The organism is Geodermatophilus sp. SMS 5-13 (genome assembly GCF_059428245.1).
This window is the reverse complement of the sequence record NZ_CP165729.1, coordinates 3,418,433-3,432,372: the sequence shown is the minus strand read 5'-3', so window position 1 is coordinate 3,432,372 and position 13,940 is coordinate 3,418,433. Positions and strand designations below refer to the sequence as shown.

Sequence of the window (13,940 nt, the reverse complement as noted above, 5' to 3'; positions counted from 1 at the left end):
CGTCCACCGGTAGCGTCCCGGCCGTGGCCGCCCGCGAGCTCGTCGTGCTCGGCACGGCCAGCCAGGCGCCGACCCGCGCCCGCAACCACAACGGCTACTTCCTCCGCTGGGACGGCGAAGGCCTGCTGTTCGACCCCGGCGAGGGGACGCAGCGGCAGATGCTGCGCGCCGGCGTCCCGAGTTCGTCGATCACCCGCCTGTGCATCAGCCATTTCCACGGCGACCACTGCCTCGGCGTCCCCGGCGTCGTCCAGCGGCTGTCGCTGGACCGGGTCGCGCACCCGGTGGTCGCGCACTACCCGGCGTCCGGGCAGGTGTTCTTCGAGCGGCTGCGGCACGCCACCGTGTTCCACGAGGTCGCCGACCTCCGGGAGGAACCGCTCACCGAGGACGGCGCGGTCGACCTCGGCCGCACCGGCACCCTCGAGGTGCGCCGGCTCGACCACCTCGTCGAGGCCTTCGGCTATCGCCTGGTGGAGCCCGACGGGCGGCGGATGCTCCCCGAGGAGCTGGCCCGCCTCGGCATCGTGGGCCCGGACGTCGGCCGGCTGCAGCGCGCGGGCTCGCTGACCGTCGACGGCCGGACCGTCCGGGTCGAGGACGTCAGCGTGCCTCGGCCGGGCCAGCGGTTCGCCTTCGTCATGGACACCCGGATGTGCGACGCCGTCCTCGCGCTGGCCGACGGCGCCGACCTGCTGGTGATCGAGTCGACCTTCCTCGAGGAGGACGCCGCCCTGGCCGACCGGTACGGCCACCTGACCGCGCGCCAGGCCGGCGCGGTCGCGGCGGAGGCCGGCGTCCGCCGGCTGGTGCTCACCCACTTCTCCCAGCGCTACGCCGATACGGGCCGCTACCGCGAGGAGGCCGCCGCCGTGTTCACCGGCGAGATCGTGGTCGCCGAGGACCTCGACCGGATCGCCGTCCCGCCCCGCCGCTGACGCTCAGCCCACCGCGCGCTCGGCCAGCGCGCCGATCGCCGCGGCGCCGAGGGCGTCGACCTCGGCGGCGAGCCGGCGCAGCGGCAGGGGCTCGGCCGAGCGCAGCAGCGCCCCCAGCCGCTCGGCGGCCGCGGCCACCCGGGCCGCGCCCGGCCCCGGCAGCTCCGGCGGCGGGACGGCGTCCCACGGCTCGTCGAGCTCGGCCGAGAGCCCCGGGTACCGGCGCAGGAACTCGGCGCAGCCGGCCGCCAGGCGCCACCACGTGCCGCTCTCCAGGGCCGCCGAGCCGCCGGTGTCCGCGGTCGCCCAGCGGAGCAGGCGCACCACCTCGCCCCACACGACGTCGGACACCACGCCCTGCACCGCGGTCGGGACGGCCGGGCGCCGGGCGAGCACCAGGTCGTGCGCGGCGGCGGGGTCGAACAGGCGGGTGCGCAGGTCGTCGTCCATGCCCTCGACCCTGCGCGCCGTTCCCGACCGGCAGGTGAACGGCGGCTGTGTGTCCGCTGACGCGCGGGCCTCAGGTGCGGACGACGGCGTCCTGCTCGGCCCGCACGTCGGCACGCATCCGCGAGTGCCGGTGGCCGTAGGCGAAGTAGAAGACCAGCCCGATCACCATCCAGGCGAGGAAGCGCAGCCAGGTCTCCACACTCAGGTTCGCCATGAGGTAGAGACAGGCCAGCGCCGAGAGGACCGGCACCACCGGCGACCACGGCACGCGGAACGTGCGCTCGAGCTCTGGCCGGCGCTTCCGCAGCACGGGCACCGCGATCGAGACCAGCACGAAGGCGAAGAGCGTGCCGATGCTGACCAGGTCGGCCAGCGTCTCCAGCGGCACGAACGCGGCCATCACCAGGACGACGGCGGCGTAGGCGAGCGTCATGCGCACCGGCGTCCCCGTGCGCGGGCTGACCTTCGCGATCGCCGGCGGCAGCAGGCCGTCGCGGCCCATGGCGAAGCCGATCCGGCTCACCGTGACCAGGTCGACGAGGATCACCGAGGTCAGCCCGGCGACGGCGGCCAGCGACACCAGCGCCGAGGCCCAGGCCAGGCCGTTCTGGTCGAACGCGTCGGCGATCGGGGCGCCCTCGTCGATCTCGCTGTACTTCACCATCCCGACCACGACGAAGGAGACGCCGACGTAGAGGGCGGTCGAGACGGCGAGGGTGCCGAGCAGGCCGAGCGGCAGGTCCCGGCCGGGCCGCTTGGTCTCCTCGGAGAGGTTCGCGACCGCCTCGAAGCCGGTGTAGGAGAAGAAGACGACGGCGGCGGCGGTGAGGATGCCGCCGATGCCGAACGCCGCCGGGTTCAGCCCCGCGACGGCGGAGATGAGCGGCTGGGCGAGCCCGCTGCCGGCCTCCGCCGCCTCGCTGTGCGGGACGAACGGGGTGAGGTTGGCGCCGGTCACGAACCAGGCACCGGCGACGATCACGAAGACGCAGATCGCGACCTTGACGATGACCAGCGCGCCGGTGACCCGGGCGGACTCGCGGATGCCCAGGATCGCGATGATCGTCAGGACGACGGTGATGAGCACCGCGCCGACGTTGACCGTCGACTCCTCGCCGAACAGCGCGGTGGGCAGGTGCAGCAGGTTGCCGACGTAGCCCGACCAGCCGCGGGCGACCACCGCGGCACCGAGCGCGAACTCCAGGAACAGGTCCCAGCCGATGATCCAGGCGACCAGCTCCCCGGCGGTGGCGAAGGCGTAGGAGTAGGCGCTGCCCGCCGTCGGCACGGAGGAGGCGAGTTCGGCGTAGCAGAGCGCGGCGAGGACGGCGACCACGCCGGCGATGACGAACGAGATCACCACGGCCGGGCCCGCGTTGTTCTTCGCCTGCACGCCGGTCAACGTGAAGATCCCCGTGCCGATCACCACGCCGATGCCGAAGCCGACGAGGTGCCGCGCGGAGAGGCTGTGCCGGAGCTTGCCGACGCCCGCCGCGTCGCCCTCGGACTCGCCGAGGGCCTCGACCGGCTTGGTGCGGAACAGGTGCAGGGCCACGACGGAGCGCAGTACCCCCGCTCGATCGTCGCCCACACGTGACGTCCCCCGCGCGGGTGGCGCAGGCTGGAGGGCGTGTTCGACGTCGACTGGATGGGGCTGCTGACCCGGGAGGTGCTGCGGGAACGCGTGCCCGCGCTCGTCGCCGAGGCGTGCGCGTGGAGCGTCGGGCTCTCCGACCAGCCGCACCACCTGCGCCACCGCGGCCGGCTGGTCGCGACCGGCACGACCATCGGCGTGCGCGCCGCCAACGGCCAGGCGCTCTCCGGCGAGGAGGACGGCCGGCTGGAGCTCGGCGACGCCCGGCCGGGCAGCTTCGCCGACGCGCTCAACGCCGTCGCCGCCGACGGCGGCACCTACGCCGACCGGCTCGACCGCGAGGTGCTCGACCCGTTCGTGCGGCAGACCTGCGTGCTCGCCGCCGAGCGGGCCCGCGTCACCCGGCGGCGGGCGTGGGCCGAGCTGCTCGACGAGCTGGGGGAGGACGGCGCCGACCTCGAGGAGGTCGTCCGCGCCGGCGACTGGGAGACGCCGCTCAAGATCGACGCCGAGCACCTGCTGCTCGCCGCCCTCGGGCACGTGCCGCTGGCCGAGGTGGAGGCCGAGGGGCTGCCGCTGTCGGTGGTCCGCGCGGCCGAGGCCGCCGCCCGCTCTGCCGCGCCCGAGCCGGTCGAGCCCGACGACGGCGACCCCGGCGCGCTGTTCCTCGCCGAAGCGGCGCTGACCGCCTCCGGCCTGCCCCTCCCGGTGCCGCCGGCCGAGGCGGGGCGGCTGCTCGAGCTGCTGCTCGGCGAGGGGCTGGAGCCCGACGAGATCCCGCCCCTGCTGGCCCGCCTGCCGGTGGAGCCGGCGACCGCGGTGCAAGTGGCCGCGATGCTCGCCGCCGCCGGCGAGGAGCCCTACCGCTGAGGGATCGCGGGCGTCTCCAGCTGCGCCGCGACGCCGAGCAGGAGCGCCTCGCTGCCGGGCCGCCCCACGAGCTGGACGACCAGCGGCAGCCCGTCGCGGACGCCGACCGGCACCGTGACCGCCGGGAAGCCGGCGAGGTTCCACGCCTGGCAGAACGGCACCGCCTTCGCCGAGGCGAGGTAGGTCGCCAGGTAGCCGCGGCCGGTCAGCGCGCCGGCCGGCCCGGGGACCCGGGCGACGACCGGCGTGAGCAGCACGTCGTGTGCGGCGAACCAGCGCTCCGCCTGCTCGCCCCAGGGGTCCGCGGGCACCGGGCCGCGCCGGAGGATCCGCCGGCCCTTGCGCACCATGGCCTGCGTCCGCGGCTCCAGCCGGGCGGCGTCCAGGCCGAGCCGGTCGGCGTCGAGCGCGATCCCGGCCAGCCAGCGCCGGCCCCAGCGGTTGAGCAGCGTGGCGGGGTACGGCGGGTCGGCGGGGACGGTGGCGTGCCCGGCCGTCCGCAGCGCCCCGGCGGCGGTGTCGACGGCGGCCCGTTGGTGGGCGTCGGGCCGGCCGAGCGGCGACGGGCTCCGAGTGGACACCGCGACCCGCAGGCCGCTCGGCTCCGCGGCCGTGAACGGCTCGCCGGAGAGGACGGCGAGCGCCGCGGCGGCGTCGGCCGTCGTGCGGGCGATCGGGCCGGCGACGGTGAGGCCGCACCAGTGCTCGTCGACCCCGCCGGGCAGCGGGACCAGCCCGGGCGTCGGTTTGACGCCGACCAGCCCGCACGCGGCCGCGGGGACGCGCAGGGAGCCGCCGCCGTCCGTGCCCAGCGCGAGGGCGGCGAGCCCGGCGGCGACCGCGGCCGCGCCGCCGCCGGTCGAGCCGCCGGGGTCGCGCGCCGGGTCCCAGGGGTTGCGGGTGGCGCCGCCGGCGGCCGACGAGGTGAAGGCCCAGGCGGCGAGCTCGGGCATCCGCGTCGTCCCGACGACGACGCAGCCGGCCGCCCGGAGCCGGGCCACCAGGGCGTCGTCGGCGGCCGCCGGGGTCGCGGTCGTCGCGGCGCTGCCGTGGCGGACCGGCTCGCCGGCGACCGCGACGTTGTCCTTGACCGCGACCGGGACGCCGGCCAGCGGCAGGTCCGGCCGCCCGGGATCGCAGTCGATCGCGGCCGCCTCGGCCAGCGCGGCCTCCGTGCGGACGGTGCAGAACGCGTTCAGCTCGCGGTCCCGGGCCGCGATGCGGTCCAGGTGCTCGCCGACGACGTCCACGGCGGTGCGACGGCCGTCGCGGACGGCGGCGGCCAGGTCGAGGGCGGTGGCGGTGCCGGTGGAAGTGGTCATGCCGCCAGGCTCGCGGCGCGCGACTCCCGCCGGTATCGGGCGAACGCCCGAGTCAGGCGCGCGGGGCGTCCGGGTCGCTCTCGTCGCCGACGTAGTGGATCCCGAACGGCTTGTTCGTGAAGAACAGGAACGTGCAGTCGGCGTCCTGCGTGGCACCGTGCTCCATGATCCCGCCCTCGGGGAACCACACGAAGCTGCCCGCCGGGTACTGCCCCTGGTGGGTGTTCAGCGTCCCCTCGAGGACGTAGATGCCGTGGGCGCACGGATGGCTGTGCCACGGGTTGGTGAAGCCGGCCCGGTAGACCATCTTCAGGACCATCATCCCGGTCTCGGGGTCGTCCACCAGCGGGACGTGCTCGAGGTTCGCGCCGATGTACGCGACGGGGAACCCCTGCCATTCGGCGGTGGTGGTGTCGACGACGGTGAGCTCGACCGGCTTGGCGGTGGTGGTCATCAGGACTCCAGACTCTGGGAGCGCGCGCGAGGCAACCTACTCGCGTCGGCCCGCCCTGGTCTCCAGTTCGCCGGCCGAGAGCGCGGCGACCACGGCCGAGGCCCGGGTGGAGACCCCGAGCTTGGCGTAGGCGTGCTCGAGGTGGGCGTTGACCGTCTTCGGCGAGACGCCCAGCCTCCGGCCGATCGCGACGTTGGTCAGCCCGTCGGCCACCAGGTCGAGGACGGCGCGCTCCCGGTCGGTGAGGATCCCCGGCCGCGCCGGTCGCGGGGCCGGGGCGACGCCGGCGGCGGCGAGGACCGCCTCGACCGCCGCGGGCGGCAGCCGGCCGGCGTCGGCGTGCCCGCGCAGCAGCGCCGTCCGCTCCGCGTCGCCGCGGGCGGGCCGGTGCGGGCGCGCCTCACCGGCGGTGACCCAGGCGTCGGCGGCGGCCAGCAGCGCCGCGGCGGGGGAGAAGCCCGCGCCGGAGAGGCCGCGGTGGTAGCCCGAGCCGTCGCAGCGCTCGTGGTGCGCGCAGGCCAGCTCGGCCAGCCCGCGGAGCGCGGGGACGCGGGCCAGCGCCCGCGTGGTGAAGTACGGGTGCAGCCGGACCAGCTCCTGCTCACCGGCGGTCAGCGGACCCCGCTTCTCCCAGACGCGCGAGGAGACCGCCACCCGGCCGACGTCGTGCACGAGGCCGGCCCGGTACAGCTCGGCCGCCTCGCCCTCCGCCCGGCCGGCCGCCCGGGCGGCGGACGACGCCAGCTCGGCCACCCGCGCGCTGTGGCCCCGGAACTGCGGCGACTTGAGGTCGGCCACGAGCCCGAAGACGGCGAGCACCTCGTCGACCTGCTCGGCGTCCACCGTGCGGTGCGGCTCCGGCTCTCCGGCGAGGACCTCCACCGGTCCGGCGTCCGCCCGGGCGACCGGGAGGTCCGCGGCCACCCGGGCGAGGTGCGGGTCGAGGGACCGGCCGGCCCGGCGCCGCAGCTGCGCGGCGACGTCGTCCCGGCCGCTGAGCAGGTCCCGCACGTGCGCGACCTGCCAGACCCGCGCGGCGACCGCGATGTCCGCACCGGCGGCGCGGCCCGGGTGGCCGCGCCCGTCCCAACGCTCGAAGACCTGCCCGAGCGCCTCGCCCACCGGAGCCGGCAGGCCCAGCCGGGCGGCGACCACCTGGGCCACCTCGCAGCTGGCCACCTCGTGCTCCCGCACGATCCCGGGGGCGCGGGTGAGGAAGGCGAGCAGCCGGCCGGGCCGGGGGCCGACCGCGGCGAGCGCCCCCCGCAGCACGTCGCGCAGGTCGTGGGCATCGGCCGCGGCGAACGCGGCACTGACCGCCAGCTCGTCCCCGAGCGCGGCCGCCATCTGCGACGCGGTCGCCGTGCACCCGACGAAGCGCAGCAGACCGACCCAGAACACCGCCTCGCGGTCGGCGGCGGGCAGGTCCAGCCGGGCCGCGAGGTCCCCGGCCAGGACGGCGGCGCGCAGGCCCTGGCCGTCGGTCAGCCCCTTGGCCAGGTCGCTGACGACCGACAGACCGGCGACCAGCTCCGCCAGCCGGACCTCCCGCACCGCGCCATCCTCCCGGCCGGGCCGCCTCCGGTGGCACGATTCCCGCGTGGCGGACCCGGACCGGGAACTGCTCGTAGCGAGCCGCGCGGCGCTCCGCACGGGCGACGCCGCGAGCGCCCGCGACCTGCTGGGCCGCCTCGGTGGCGAGCCGGACGGCGAGGTGCACGAGCTCCTCGGCTCGGCGGCCTACCTGGAGCTGGACTTCCCCGGCACCGCGGAGCAGTGGGAGCGGGCCTACGCCCTGTACCGGCGCGGCGGGGACGGCGTCGGCGCGGTCCGGATGGCGCGCGTGCTCGGCGGCCTGCACATGATGGTGCTCGGCAACCGGGCGGTCGGCAGCGGTTGGCTGGCCCGCTGTCAGACGCTGCTCTCCGGCGTGCCGGACTCCCGCGAGGCCGGCTGGGTCGCCCTCGACGTCGGCATGTTCGCCGGCGAGCGGGTGCGCAAGGAGGAGAGCTTCCGGCGGGCGCTGGAGCTGGGCCGCCGGGTCGGTGACGCCGAGCTCGAGTGCGCCGCCCTGGCTTACCTGGGCGCCTCGATGGTGCACGGCGACCGGGTCGACGAGGGCATGGCGCTGCTCGACGAGGCGCTCGCCGCGGTGACCGGCGGCGAGGTCGACGACTTCTTCGTGCTGGAGGAGATCTTCTGCCAGCTGTTCGCCGCCTGCGAGCACGCCTGCGACGTCCGGCGGGCCGAGGAGTGGATCACCGTGGGGGAGGAGGTCGGCCGGCGCCGGAACCTGCCGGCGGTCTCGGCGTTCTGCCGCACCCACTACGGCGGCGTCCTGACGACCGCGGGCCGGTGGCCCGAGGCCGAGGAGGCGCTGACCGCGGCGGTCCGGCTGTGGGGGTTGAGCCGCCGGTCGGCGCTGCGGATGGGCGCGCTCGCCCGGCTGGCCGAGCTCCGGGTCCGCCAGGGCCGGATCGACGAGGCGGCGCAGCTGCTCGCGGAGCTCGAGGTCGCCTCGGCCGGGGAGGCCGCCCGCCCGCTGGCCGCGGTCCATCTCGTCCGCGGCGAGCCGGACCTCGCCGCCGACGTCCTGGAACGCGCGCTCGCCGGTGGCGACGCCGACGGTGCGGCGGCCGCGCCGCTGTGGGCGCTGCTCGTCGACGTGCACCTGGCCGCGGGCCGGGTCGACGCCGCGCGGGCGGCGGCCGAGCGGACCGTCCGTTGCGCCGAGCGGGTGCCGCGCCCCCATCTGGTCGCCCTCGCCGCGCTCGCCCGCGGCCAGGTGTGCGTGGCGGCGGGCACGGACCCCTCGGCCTGCCTGCGCGAGGCCCTCGCCGGGTTCACCGCCGCCCGGATGCCGATGGAGCTGGCCAGGGCCCGCCTCGCGCTGGCCCGCGCGGTGCACGCCGAGCGGCCGGCGGTGGCCCTCGCCGAGGCCCGCGCGGCGCTGGAGGCCTTCCGGCGGCTCCCGGCGGCCCGCGACGCCGACGCCGCCGCGGCGTTCCTGCGGGAGCTGGGCGTGCGCGCGCCCGTCACCCGCCGCGGCGACGGTCTGCTCACCGCCCGCGAGGCCGAGGTCCTCGACCTGCTCGGCGCCGGGCTGTCCAATCCCGAGATCGCCGCGCGGCTGTTCATCAGCCGCAAGACCGTCGAGCACCACGTCGGCAACGTGCTGGCCAAGCTCGGCCTGCGCAGCCGCGCCGAGGCGGCCGGGTACGCGGCCCGCGCGGGTTCAGCCGCGAGATAGGGGAGTTCACCGATCCCTCCGTCGGGCCGGCCCGGCAGCGTGGCGCCGTCCGATCCCGCGAAGGAGGAATCCCATGGAGTACGACGCGATCGTCGTGGGTGCCCGGTGCGCCGGTGCCCCCACCGCCATGCTGCTGGCCCGCGCGGGCCACCGCGTGCTGCTGGTCGACCGGGCGACCTTCCCGAGCGACACCCTGTCCACGCACGCGATCCACGCCCCGGGCGTCGCCGCGCTGCGCCGGTGGGGCGTGCTGGACGCCGTCCTGTCGACGGGGTGCCCGCCGATCGACGTCTACTCCTACGACTTCGGGGCGTTCACGCTGGCGGGCACGCCGCGGCCGTGCGACGGCAGCTCCACCGCCTACGCCCCGCGGCGCTACCTGCTCGACACGATCCTCGTCGAGGCGGCGGCCGCCGCGGGTGCCGAGGTCCGGGAGCGCTTCTCGGTCGGAAACCTCGTCGTCGAGGACGGCGTCGTCGTGGGCGTGCGCGGGCACGACCCGGACGGGCGTCCGGTCACCGAGCGCGCGCGGGTCGTCGTCGGCGCCGACGGCCGCAACTCGCACGTGGCGAAGCTGGCCGGCGCCGCCGCGTACGCGGAGCGACCCCGGCAGCAGTACGCCTACTACACCTACTGGGACGGGCTGCCCGTCGACGCGTTCGCCACCTGCATCCGCCCGGAGCGGGGCTGGGGCGCCTTCCCGACCAACGACGGCCTCACCCTCGTCGTCCTCGGCTGGCCGTACGCCGAGGCGGCGGCGTACAAAGCCGACGTCGAGGGCAACTACCTCGCCACCCTCGAGCTCGCGCCGGAGTTCGCCGAGCGGGTGCGCGCAGCCACGCGGGTCGCCCCGTACGCCGGCGGGGCGGTGCCCAACTTCCTGCGCACGCCGTACGGGCCGGGCTGGGTCCTCGTCGGGGACGCCGGCCTGACGATGGACCCGATCACCGCGCAGGGCATGTCCGACGCGTTCGCCGACGCCGAGCGGTGCGCGGGCGCCCTCGACCGGGTGTTCCGCGGCGAGGCGTCGTTCGAGGCCGCGCTGTCCGCCGCCCACGCCGACCGCGATGCGCAGGCGCGGCCGATGTACGAGTTCACGACCGGACTGGCCTCGCTGGCCCCGCCGCCGCCCGAGGTCGCGCAGCTGCTGTTCGCCGCGCAGGGCAACCAGGACGCCATGGACGGCTTCGCCTCGGTGATCGCCGGCACGCTGTCGCCGGCCGAGTACTTCTCGCCGGACAACGTCGGCCGGATCCTCGGCGGCCTCAGCGCTGCGTGAGTTCGGCAGCGGGGTGCGGTGCGCCGTGCGGAAGTCCGGCCGCCCTCCGTGAAGCCGGTGGTGCTCAGCGTCGTGAGGTGCGGCCGCCCTGCTCGAACTGAGCGCATGGAGATTCCGCTGTCACCGACCCGCGCCCGCTTCAGCACGACTCAGGGCTGGAGGGCGACCAACTCGACCTCGAACCCGTCCTCGTTCTCGAGGTAGGCCGCGTAGTGATCGGGGCCGCCGGCATGGGGATGGCGGTCGGCGAACAGCAGCGTCCAGCCATGCCGGGCGGCCTCGCCGGTCAGCTCGTCCACCTCGCGCTGGCTGCCCGCATGAAAGGCCAGGTGGTTCAGCCCGGGACGTCGGCGTTCGTGCGCCTCCGGGAGCACGTCAGGGCCGCTCTCCAAGACGATGTAGGCGGTTCCCAGGCGCCAGGAGTGGCCAGTGGCCCACGTGTCCGCAAGCCGGTAGCCCAGAGCGCGCAGCAGCCAGCCCAGCGATGCGTCAGCGGTTTCGATGTCGCTGACCCACAGCTCGACATGGTGGATCGCTCCCCGGCTACCCATGTCGCCGAGCGTGCCCGACAAGGTCGGCTCGGCAGTCAGCCGGGTCCGCAGCAGCAGCAGACCGGTGCCGCCACGCTCGCTGCGCTCCCAGCGCCCCGTCACCACACCAGGGCGTGACGGCCGCTCGGACTTGCGCGCATCTGCCACACCCCGCTGCCGAACTCAGCGCTGCGGGAGCGACTCGATGTCGAAGGCGGCCACCCGCTGGCGGTCGCCGATGATGTCGATCCCGGTCACCAGGCCGTCCTGGACTGTGAAGGCGAAGACCACCTGCGGCTCGCCGCGCAGCGACCACACCCAGCCCGGCGCGCCGTCGACCAGCACGAGCCGGGCGGCCCGCGCCTTGCCGGAGAGGAACCCGGCGACCGCGTCGGCCCCGCGCAGGTCGGTGGCGGCGCCCATGCTCGCGGCGGCGGCGTCGTAGCGCAGCACCGCGTCGGGGTGGAGCAGCCCGACCAGCGCGGTGAAGTCGCCCCCCTTGGAGGCGGCGAGGAACGCGGTGACCACCTCGCGCTTGCGGGCGGCGTCGTCCACCGGCTCCGCGCCGCGCACCCGGCGACGCGCCCGGCTGGCGAGCTGGCGGGCGGCGGCGGGGGAGCGGTCGACGATCGGGGCGATCTCCTCGAAGGGGACGTCGAACAGGTCGTGCAGCACGAACGCCAGCCGCTCCGCGGGGCCGAGGGTGTCGAGGACGGCGAGCAGGGCCAGCCCGACGGAGTCGGCGAGCACCGCCTCCTCGGCCGGGTCGGGGACGGCGTGCAGGTGGCTCGGCGGGGCGTCGTCGAGGGGGTCCTCGCGGCGGGCGGTGCGGCTGCGCAGCTGGTTGAGGGAGACGCGGGCGACGACCGTGGTCAGCCAGCCGGCGAGGTTGTCGACCTCGTCGCTGTCGGCGCGGCTGACCCTCAGCCACGCCTCCTGGACGGCGTCCTCGGCCTCCGCGCGCGAGCCGAGCAGCCGGTGCGCGACGGCGGTCAGCCGGTCGCGGTGCTCCTCGAACTGCGCGGCCAGCAGATCCTTCTCGCTCATGGCTGTCACATCCCTCGGTCGGCGGGTGTCAGAGAGGTGGAAGCACCTGAACCCGACGACCCGAGGAGCACATCATGACCACCGGACCGCGCACCATCATCTACCCCGTCACCGACCTGGCCAAGGCGAAGTCGCTGTTCAGCGCCCTGACCGGTGCCGAGCCGGTCGTGGACGCGCCGTACTACGTCCAGTTCTCCGCCGGCGGCCAGGACGTCGGGCTCGACCCGAACGGCCACCGGCACGGCCAGACCGGCCCGGTCGTCTACTGGCACGTGGACGACGTCGCGAAGAGCCTGGCCGCGCTGGTCGAGACCGGCGCCGAGAAGGTGCAGGACCCCACCGACGTCGGCGGCGGCGCGCTCATCGCGCTGGCGCGCGACGGCGACGGCAACCTGATCGGCCTGCGCCAGAACCCGTGAGGTGCCCGCCGGCCCGGCCGGGTAAGGGGCCGGGGTGCGAGCCGCCGACCAGCCCCGGGAGGGGAGCATCCGTCTCCGCGACGGCCGGACCCTGGCCTACGCCGAGTGGGGCGACCCGTCCGGCCGGCCGGTGCTCGGCTGCCACGGCTCGCCGAGCTCGCGGCTGGAGCGGCACGTGGAGGACGTCGAGGACTACCGGCGGTGGGGCGTCCGGCTGATCGTCCCCGACCGGCCGGGCTTCGGCCGCTCGGATCCGCAGCCCGGCCGGCGGGTGCTGGACTGGCCCGCCGACGTCGGCGAGCTCGTCGACGGCCTCGGCCTCGACCGGTTCGCCGTCCTCAGCCTCTCCGGGGGCGCGGCCTACGCGCTGGCCTGCGCGCACGAGTTCGGCGACCGGGTGCACGCGGTCGGCGTGCTCGGCGGGGCGCCGCCGCCCGACGTCCCGTGGCCGTGGCCGCGCTGGGTGCCGGGCCACCTGCGCTCGGCCGTGCACCGGCCGACGACGTCGGCGGTGCTGCTGCAACCGGTGTTCGCGCCGATCGCCCGGCGGCCGGCGCTGATCCCGCGGTACCTGCAGGCCCGGCTCAACCCGGCCGACCGGCGGGTGCTCGGCCGTCCCGCCGTCCGGCGGATCCTGGCGACGACGTTCACCGAGGGGCTGCGCAACGGCGCCGCCCCGCTCGCGGAGGATCGCGCGCTGCTCTTCCGCCCCTGGGGGTTCCCGCTGGCGGCGGTGCGCCAGCACGTGCACGTGTGGCACGGCACCCAGGACTGGCAGGTCCCCGCGGCGCTCGGCCGGGTGCTCGGCGCGATGCTGCCCAGCGCCTCGCTGCACTGGTTCGCCGGCGAGGGGCACTTCCTGGTGTTCGACCACGCCCGCGAGGTCTACGCGGCGCTGCACCCCTGAGCGCCGCAAGAGACAGGGACTTTGGACCCTACGGAGTTCCGGACGGAAGAGTCACGGTTCTGGGCATGAGCCAAGACGCGGCGCATCCCCTGGCCACCACGTCGCCGGACGCCGGGCCGGTCCAGCCGCTGCTGGTCCTCCGCGCCGATCCCGTCCGGGGCACCGTCCGCCTCCGCGGCCGGCTCGACCGGGTCGGCGCCGAGCTGCTGGCCGACCGCCTGCTGGAGCTGCGCCGGCTGGGCCACCGGCAGATCGCGGTGCAGGTCCCGTCGGACGCCGATCGGGACGCGCGGCTCCTGCTGGCCGAGGTGGCCGGGCGCGTCGCCGCCGACGGCCTGCGGCTGACGTTCGAGGAGGGGACGCCGCCGACCTCGTGACGGCACGTCGTGACGGCCGGCGTCACGCCTCCCGGGTGTTGATCCGCTCCCACCCCGGAGGCCTCCCATGACCGCCACCGTCGCTCCCGTTGCCGAGGCGCGTGCCCTCGCCGACGGCTTCATCGCCTACCTGGAGACGGGCCGGGCGGCGCCCGGGCTGTTCGCGCCCGACGTGTTCGTCGACTTCACGATGCCGACCTGGCGGCTGCAGGCGCAGGGGGTCGAGGACGCCCTCGCACTGCGCAGCGGCGGCCACCCCGGCCCCGGCGCGGTGCTGCGCTCCCGGTTCGACCCGACGCCGACCGGCTTCGTCCTCGAGCTGGAGGAGGCCTGGGACGACGGCGGCGAGCACTGGTACTGCCGGGAGCTGTTCCGCGCCGACGTCGGGCCGGCCGGCATCACCGAGCTCGCCGTCTACTGCACCGGCGACTGGACCGCGGCGCGGGTCGCCCAGCACGCGCGGTCGGTGACGCTGATGCGGCCCTGAGGCGGCCCTACAGTGC

The 13,940-nt window shown here is 76.3% G+C and carries 15 protein-coding genes; 8 read left to right on the top strand and 7 right to left on the bottom strand.

Features of this window, described 5'->3' with window-relative positions:
- Window positions 1–23: 23 nt before the first annotated feature.
- The gene (locus tag AB3388_RS16590; protein WP_495406404.1) at window positions 24–938 is read left to right on the top strand and encodes a ribonuclease Z; all 915 of its coding nucleotides are present in this window, start codon (window positions 24–26) and stop codon (window positions 936–938) included.
- 3 nt (window positions 939–941) lie between these two features.
- On the opposite strand, the gene AB3388_RS16585 is transcribed toward AB3388_RS16590, so the two are convergent.
- Together AB3388_RS16585 and AB3388_RS16580 are read right to left on the bottom strand one after the other, a co-directional pair.
- Entirely contained in the window at window positions 942–1,388 is a 447-nt protein-coding gene (locus tag AB3388_RS16585; RefSeq protein WP_495406403.1) for a hypothetical protein, read from the bottom strand.
- Between the two features lie 70 nt (window positions 1,389–1,458).
- Entirely contained in the window at window positions 1,459–2,979 is a 1,521-nt protein-coding gene (locus AB3388_RS16580; RefSeq protein WP_495406402.1) for an amino acid permease, read from the bottom strand.
- Window positions 2,980–3,018: 39 nt separating this feature from the next.
- Between AB3388_RS16580 and AB3388_RS16575 the strand changes: the two genes are divergently transcribed.
- Complete coding sequence (locus AB3388_RS16575) at window positions 3,019–3,852, top strand: hypothetical protein (protein ID WP_495406401.1); 834 nt, start codon at window positions 3,019–3,021, stop codon at window positions 3,850–3,852.
- On the opposite strand, the gene AB3388_RS16570 is transcribed toward AB3388_RS16575, so the two are convergent.
- The 3 genes from AB3388_RS16570 to AB3388_RS16560 are packed head-to-tail and all read right to left on the bottom strand — an operon-like array spanning window position 3,843 to window position 7,182.
- Window positions 3,843–5,174, bottom strand: coding sequence for an amidase family protein (locus AB3388_RS16570; RefSeq protein ID WP_495406400.1), 1,332 nt, complete (start codon window positions 5,172–5,174; stop codon window positions 3,843–3,845). The two genes, AB3388_RS16575 and AB3388_RS16570, sit on opposite strands and share 10 nt — an antisense overlap.
- Before the next feature lie 52 nt (window positions 5,175–5,226).
- Window positions 5,227–5,628, bottom strand: coding sequence for a cupin domain-containing protein (locus AB3388_RS16565; RefSeq protein WP_495406399.1), 402 nt, complete (start codon window positions 5,626–5,628; stop codon window positions 5,227–5,229).
- A gap of 36 nt (window positions 5,629–5,664) precedes the next feature.
- Complete coding sequence (locus AB3388_RS16560) at window positions 5,665–7,182, bottom strand: HD domain-containing phosphohydrolase (RefSeq protein WP_495406398.1); 1,518 nt, start codon at window positions 7,180–7,182, stop codon at window positions 5,665–5,667.
- A 46-nt stretch (window positions 7,183–7,228) separates the two neighbouring features.
- On the opposite strand from AB3388_RS16560, the gene AB3388_RS16555 reads away from it, so the two are divergent.
- The gene (locus tag AB3388_RS16555) at window positions 7,229–8,878 is read left to right on the top strand and encodes a LuxR C-terminal-related transcriptional regulator (RefSeq protein WP_495406397.1); all 1,650 of its coding nucleotides are present in this window, start codon (window positions 7,229–7,231) and stop codon (window positions 8,876–8,878) included.
- A gap of 73 nt (window positions 8,879–8,951) precedes the next feature.
- Entirely contained in the window at window positions 8,952–10,157 is a 1,206-nt protein-coding gene (locus AB3388_RS16550) for an FAD-dependent oxidoreductase (RefSeq protein WP_495406396.1), read from the top strand.
- 149 nt (window positions 10,158–10,306) lie between these two features.
- Here AB3388_RS16550 and AB3388_RS16545 read toward each other — a convergent pair whose 3' ends face one another.
- A complete protein-coding gene (locus AB3388_RS16545) occupies window positions 10,307–10,810 on the bottom strand; it encodes a VOC family protein (protein WP_495406395.1) in 504 nt (167 codons plus the stop codon).
- A 60-nt stretch (window positions 10,811–10,870) separates the two neighbouring features.
- The gene (locus AB3388_RS16540) at window positions 10,871–11,734 is read right to left on the bottom strand and encodes a sigma-70 family RNA polymerase sigma factor (protein WP_495406394.1); all 864 of its coding nucleotides are present in this window, start codon (window positions 11,732–11,734) and stop codon (window positions 10,871–10,873) included.
- A gap of 74 nt (window positions 11,735–11,808) precedes the next feature.
- Here AB3388_RS16540 and AB3388_RS16535 point away from each other — a divergent pair, with 74 nt between their 5' ends.
- The 4 genes from AB3388_RS16535 (at window position 11,809) to AB3388_RS16520 (ending at window position 13,924) form a co-directional block, all read left to right on the top strand.
- Entirely contained in the window at window positions 11,809–12,153 is a 345-nt protein-coding gene (locus AB3388_RS16535) for a VOC family protein (RefSeq protein ID WP_495406393.1), read from the top strand.
- 34 nt (window positions 12,154–12,187) lie between these two features.
- The gene (locus tag AB3388_RS16530; RefSeq protein WP_495406392.1) at window positions 12,188–13,060 is read left to right on the top strand and encodes an alpha/beta fold hydrolase; all 873 of its coding nucleotides are present in this window, start codon (window positions 12,188–12,190) and stop codon (window positions 13,058–13,060) included.
- A 65-nt stretch (window positions 13,061–13,125) separates the two neighbouring features.
- Window positions 13,126–13,437, top strand: coding sequence for a hypothetical protein (locus tag AB3388_RS16525; RefSeq protein WP_495406391.1), 312 nt, complete (start codon window positions 13,126–13,128; stop codon window positions 13,435–13,437).
- A 67-nt stretch (window positions 13,438–13,504) separates the two neighbouring features.
- A complete protein-coding gene (locus tag AB3388_RS16520) occupies window positions 13,505–13,924 on the top strand; it encodes a hypothetical protein (RefSeq protein WP_495406390.1) in 420 nt (139 codons plus the stop codon).
- The last annotated feature ends 16 nt before the right edge of the window (window positions 13,925–13,940 follow it).

Excerpts from the sequence above, each read along its gene's own strand:
- AB3388_RS16585 (WP_495406403.1), bottom strand. The coding sequence starts at position 1,388 with ATGGACGACGACCTGCGCACCCGCCTGTTCGACCCCGCCGCCGCGCAC.
- AB3388_RS16570 (WP_495406400.1), bottom strand. The coding sequence starts at position 5,174 with ATGACCACTTCCACCGGCACCGCCACCGCCCTCGACCTGGCCGCCGCC.
- AB3388_RS16565 (WP_495406399.1), bottom strand. The coding sequence starts at position 5,628 with ATGACCACCACCGCCAAGCCGGTCGAGCTCACCGTCGTCGACACCACC.
- AB3388_RS16550 (WP_495406396.1), top strand. The coding sequence starts at position 8,952 with ATGGAGTACGACGCGATCGTCGTGGGTGCCCGGTGCGCCGGTGCCCCC.
- AB3388_RS16540 (WP_495406394.1), bottom strand. The coding sequence starts at position 11,734 with ATGAGCGAGAAGGATCTGCTGGCCGCGCAGTTCGAGGAGCACCGCGAC.
- AB3388_RS16535 (WP_495406393.1), top strand. The coding sequence starts at position 11,809 with ATGACCACCGGACCGCGCACCATCATCTACCCCGTCACCGACCTGGCC.
- AB3388_RS16525 (WP_495406391.1), top strand. The coding sequence starts at position 13,126 with ATGAGCCAAGACGCGGCGCATCCCCTGGCCACCACGTCGCCGGACGCC.
- AB3388_RS16520 (WP_495406390.1), top strand. The coding sequence starts at position 13,505 with ATGACCGCCACCGTCGCTCCCGTTGCCGAGGCGCGTGCCCTCGCCGAC.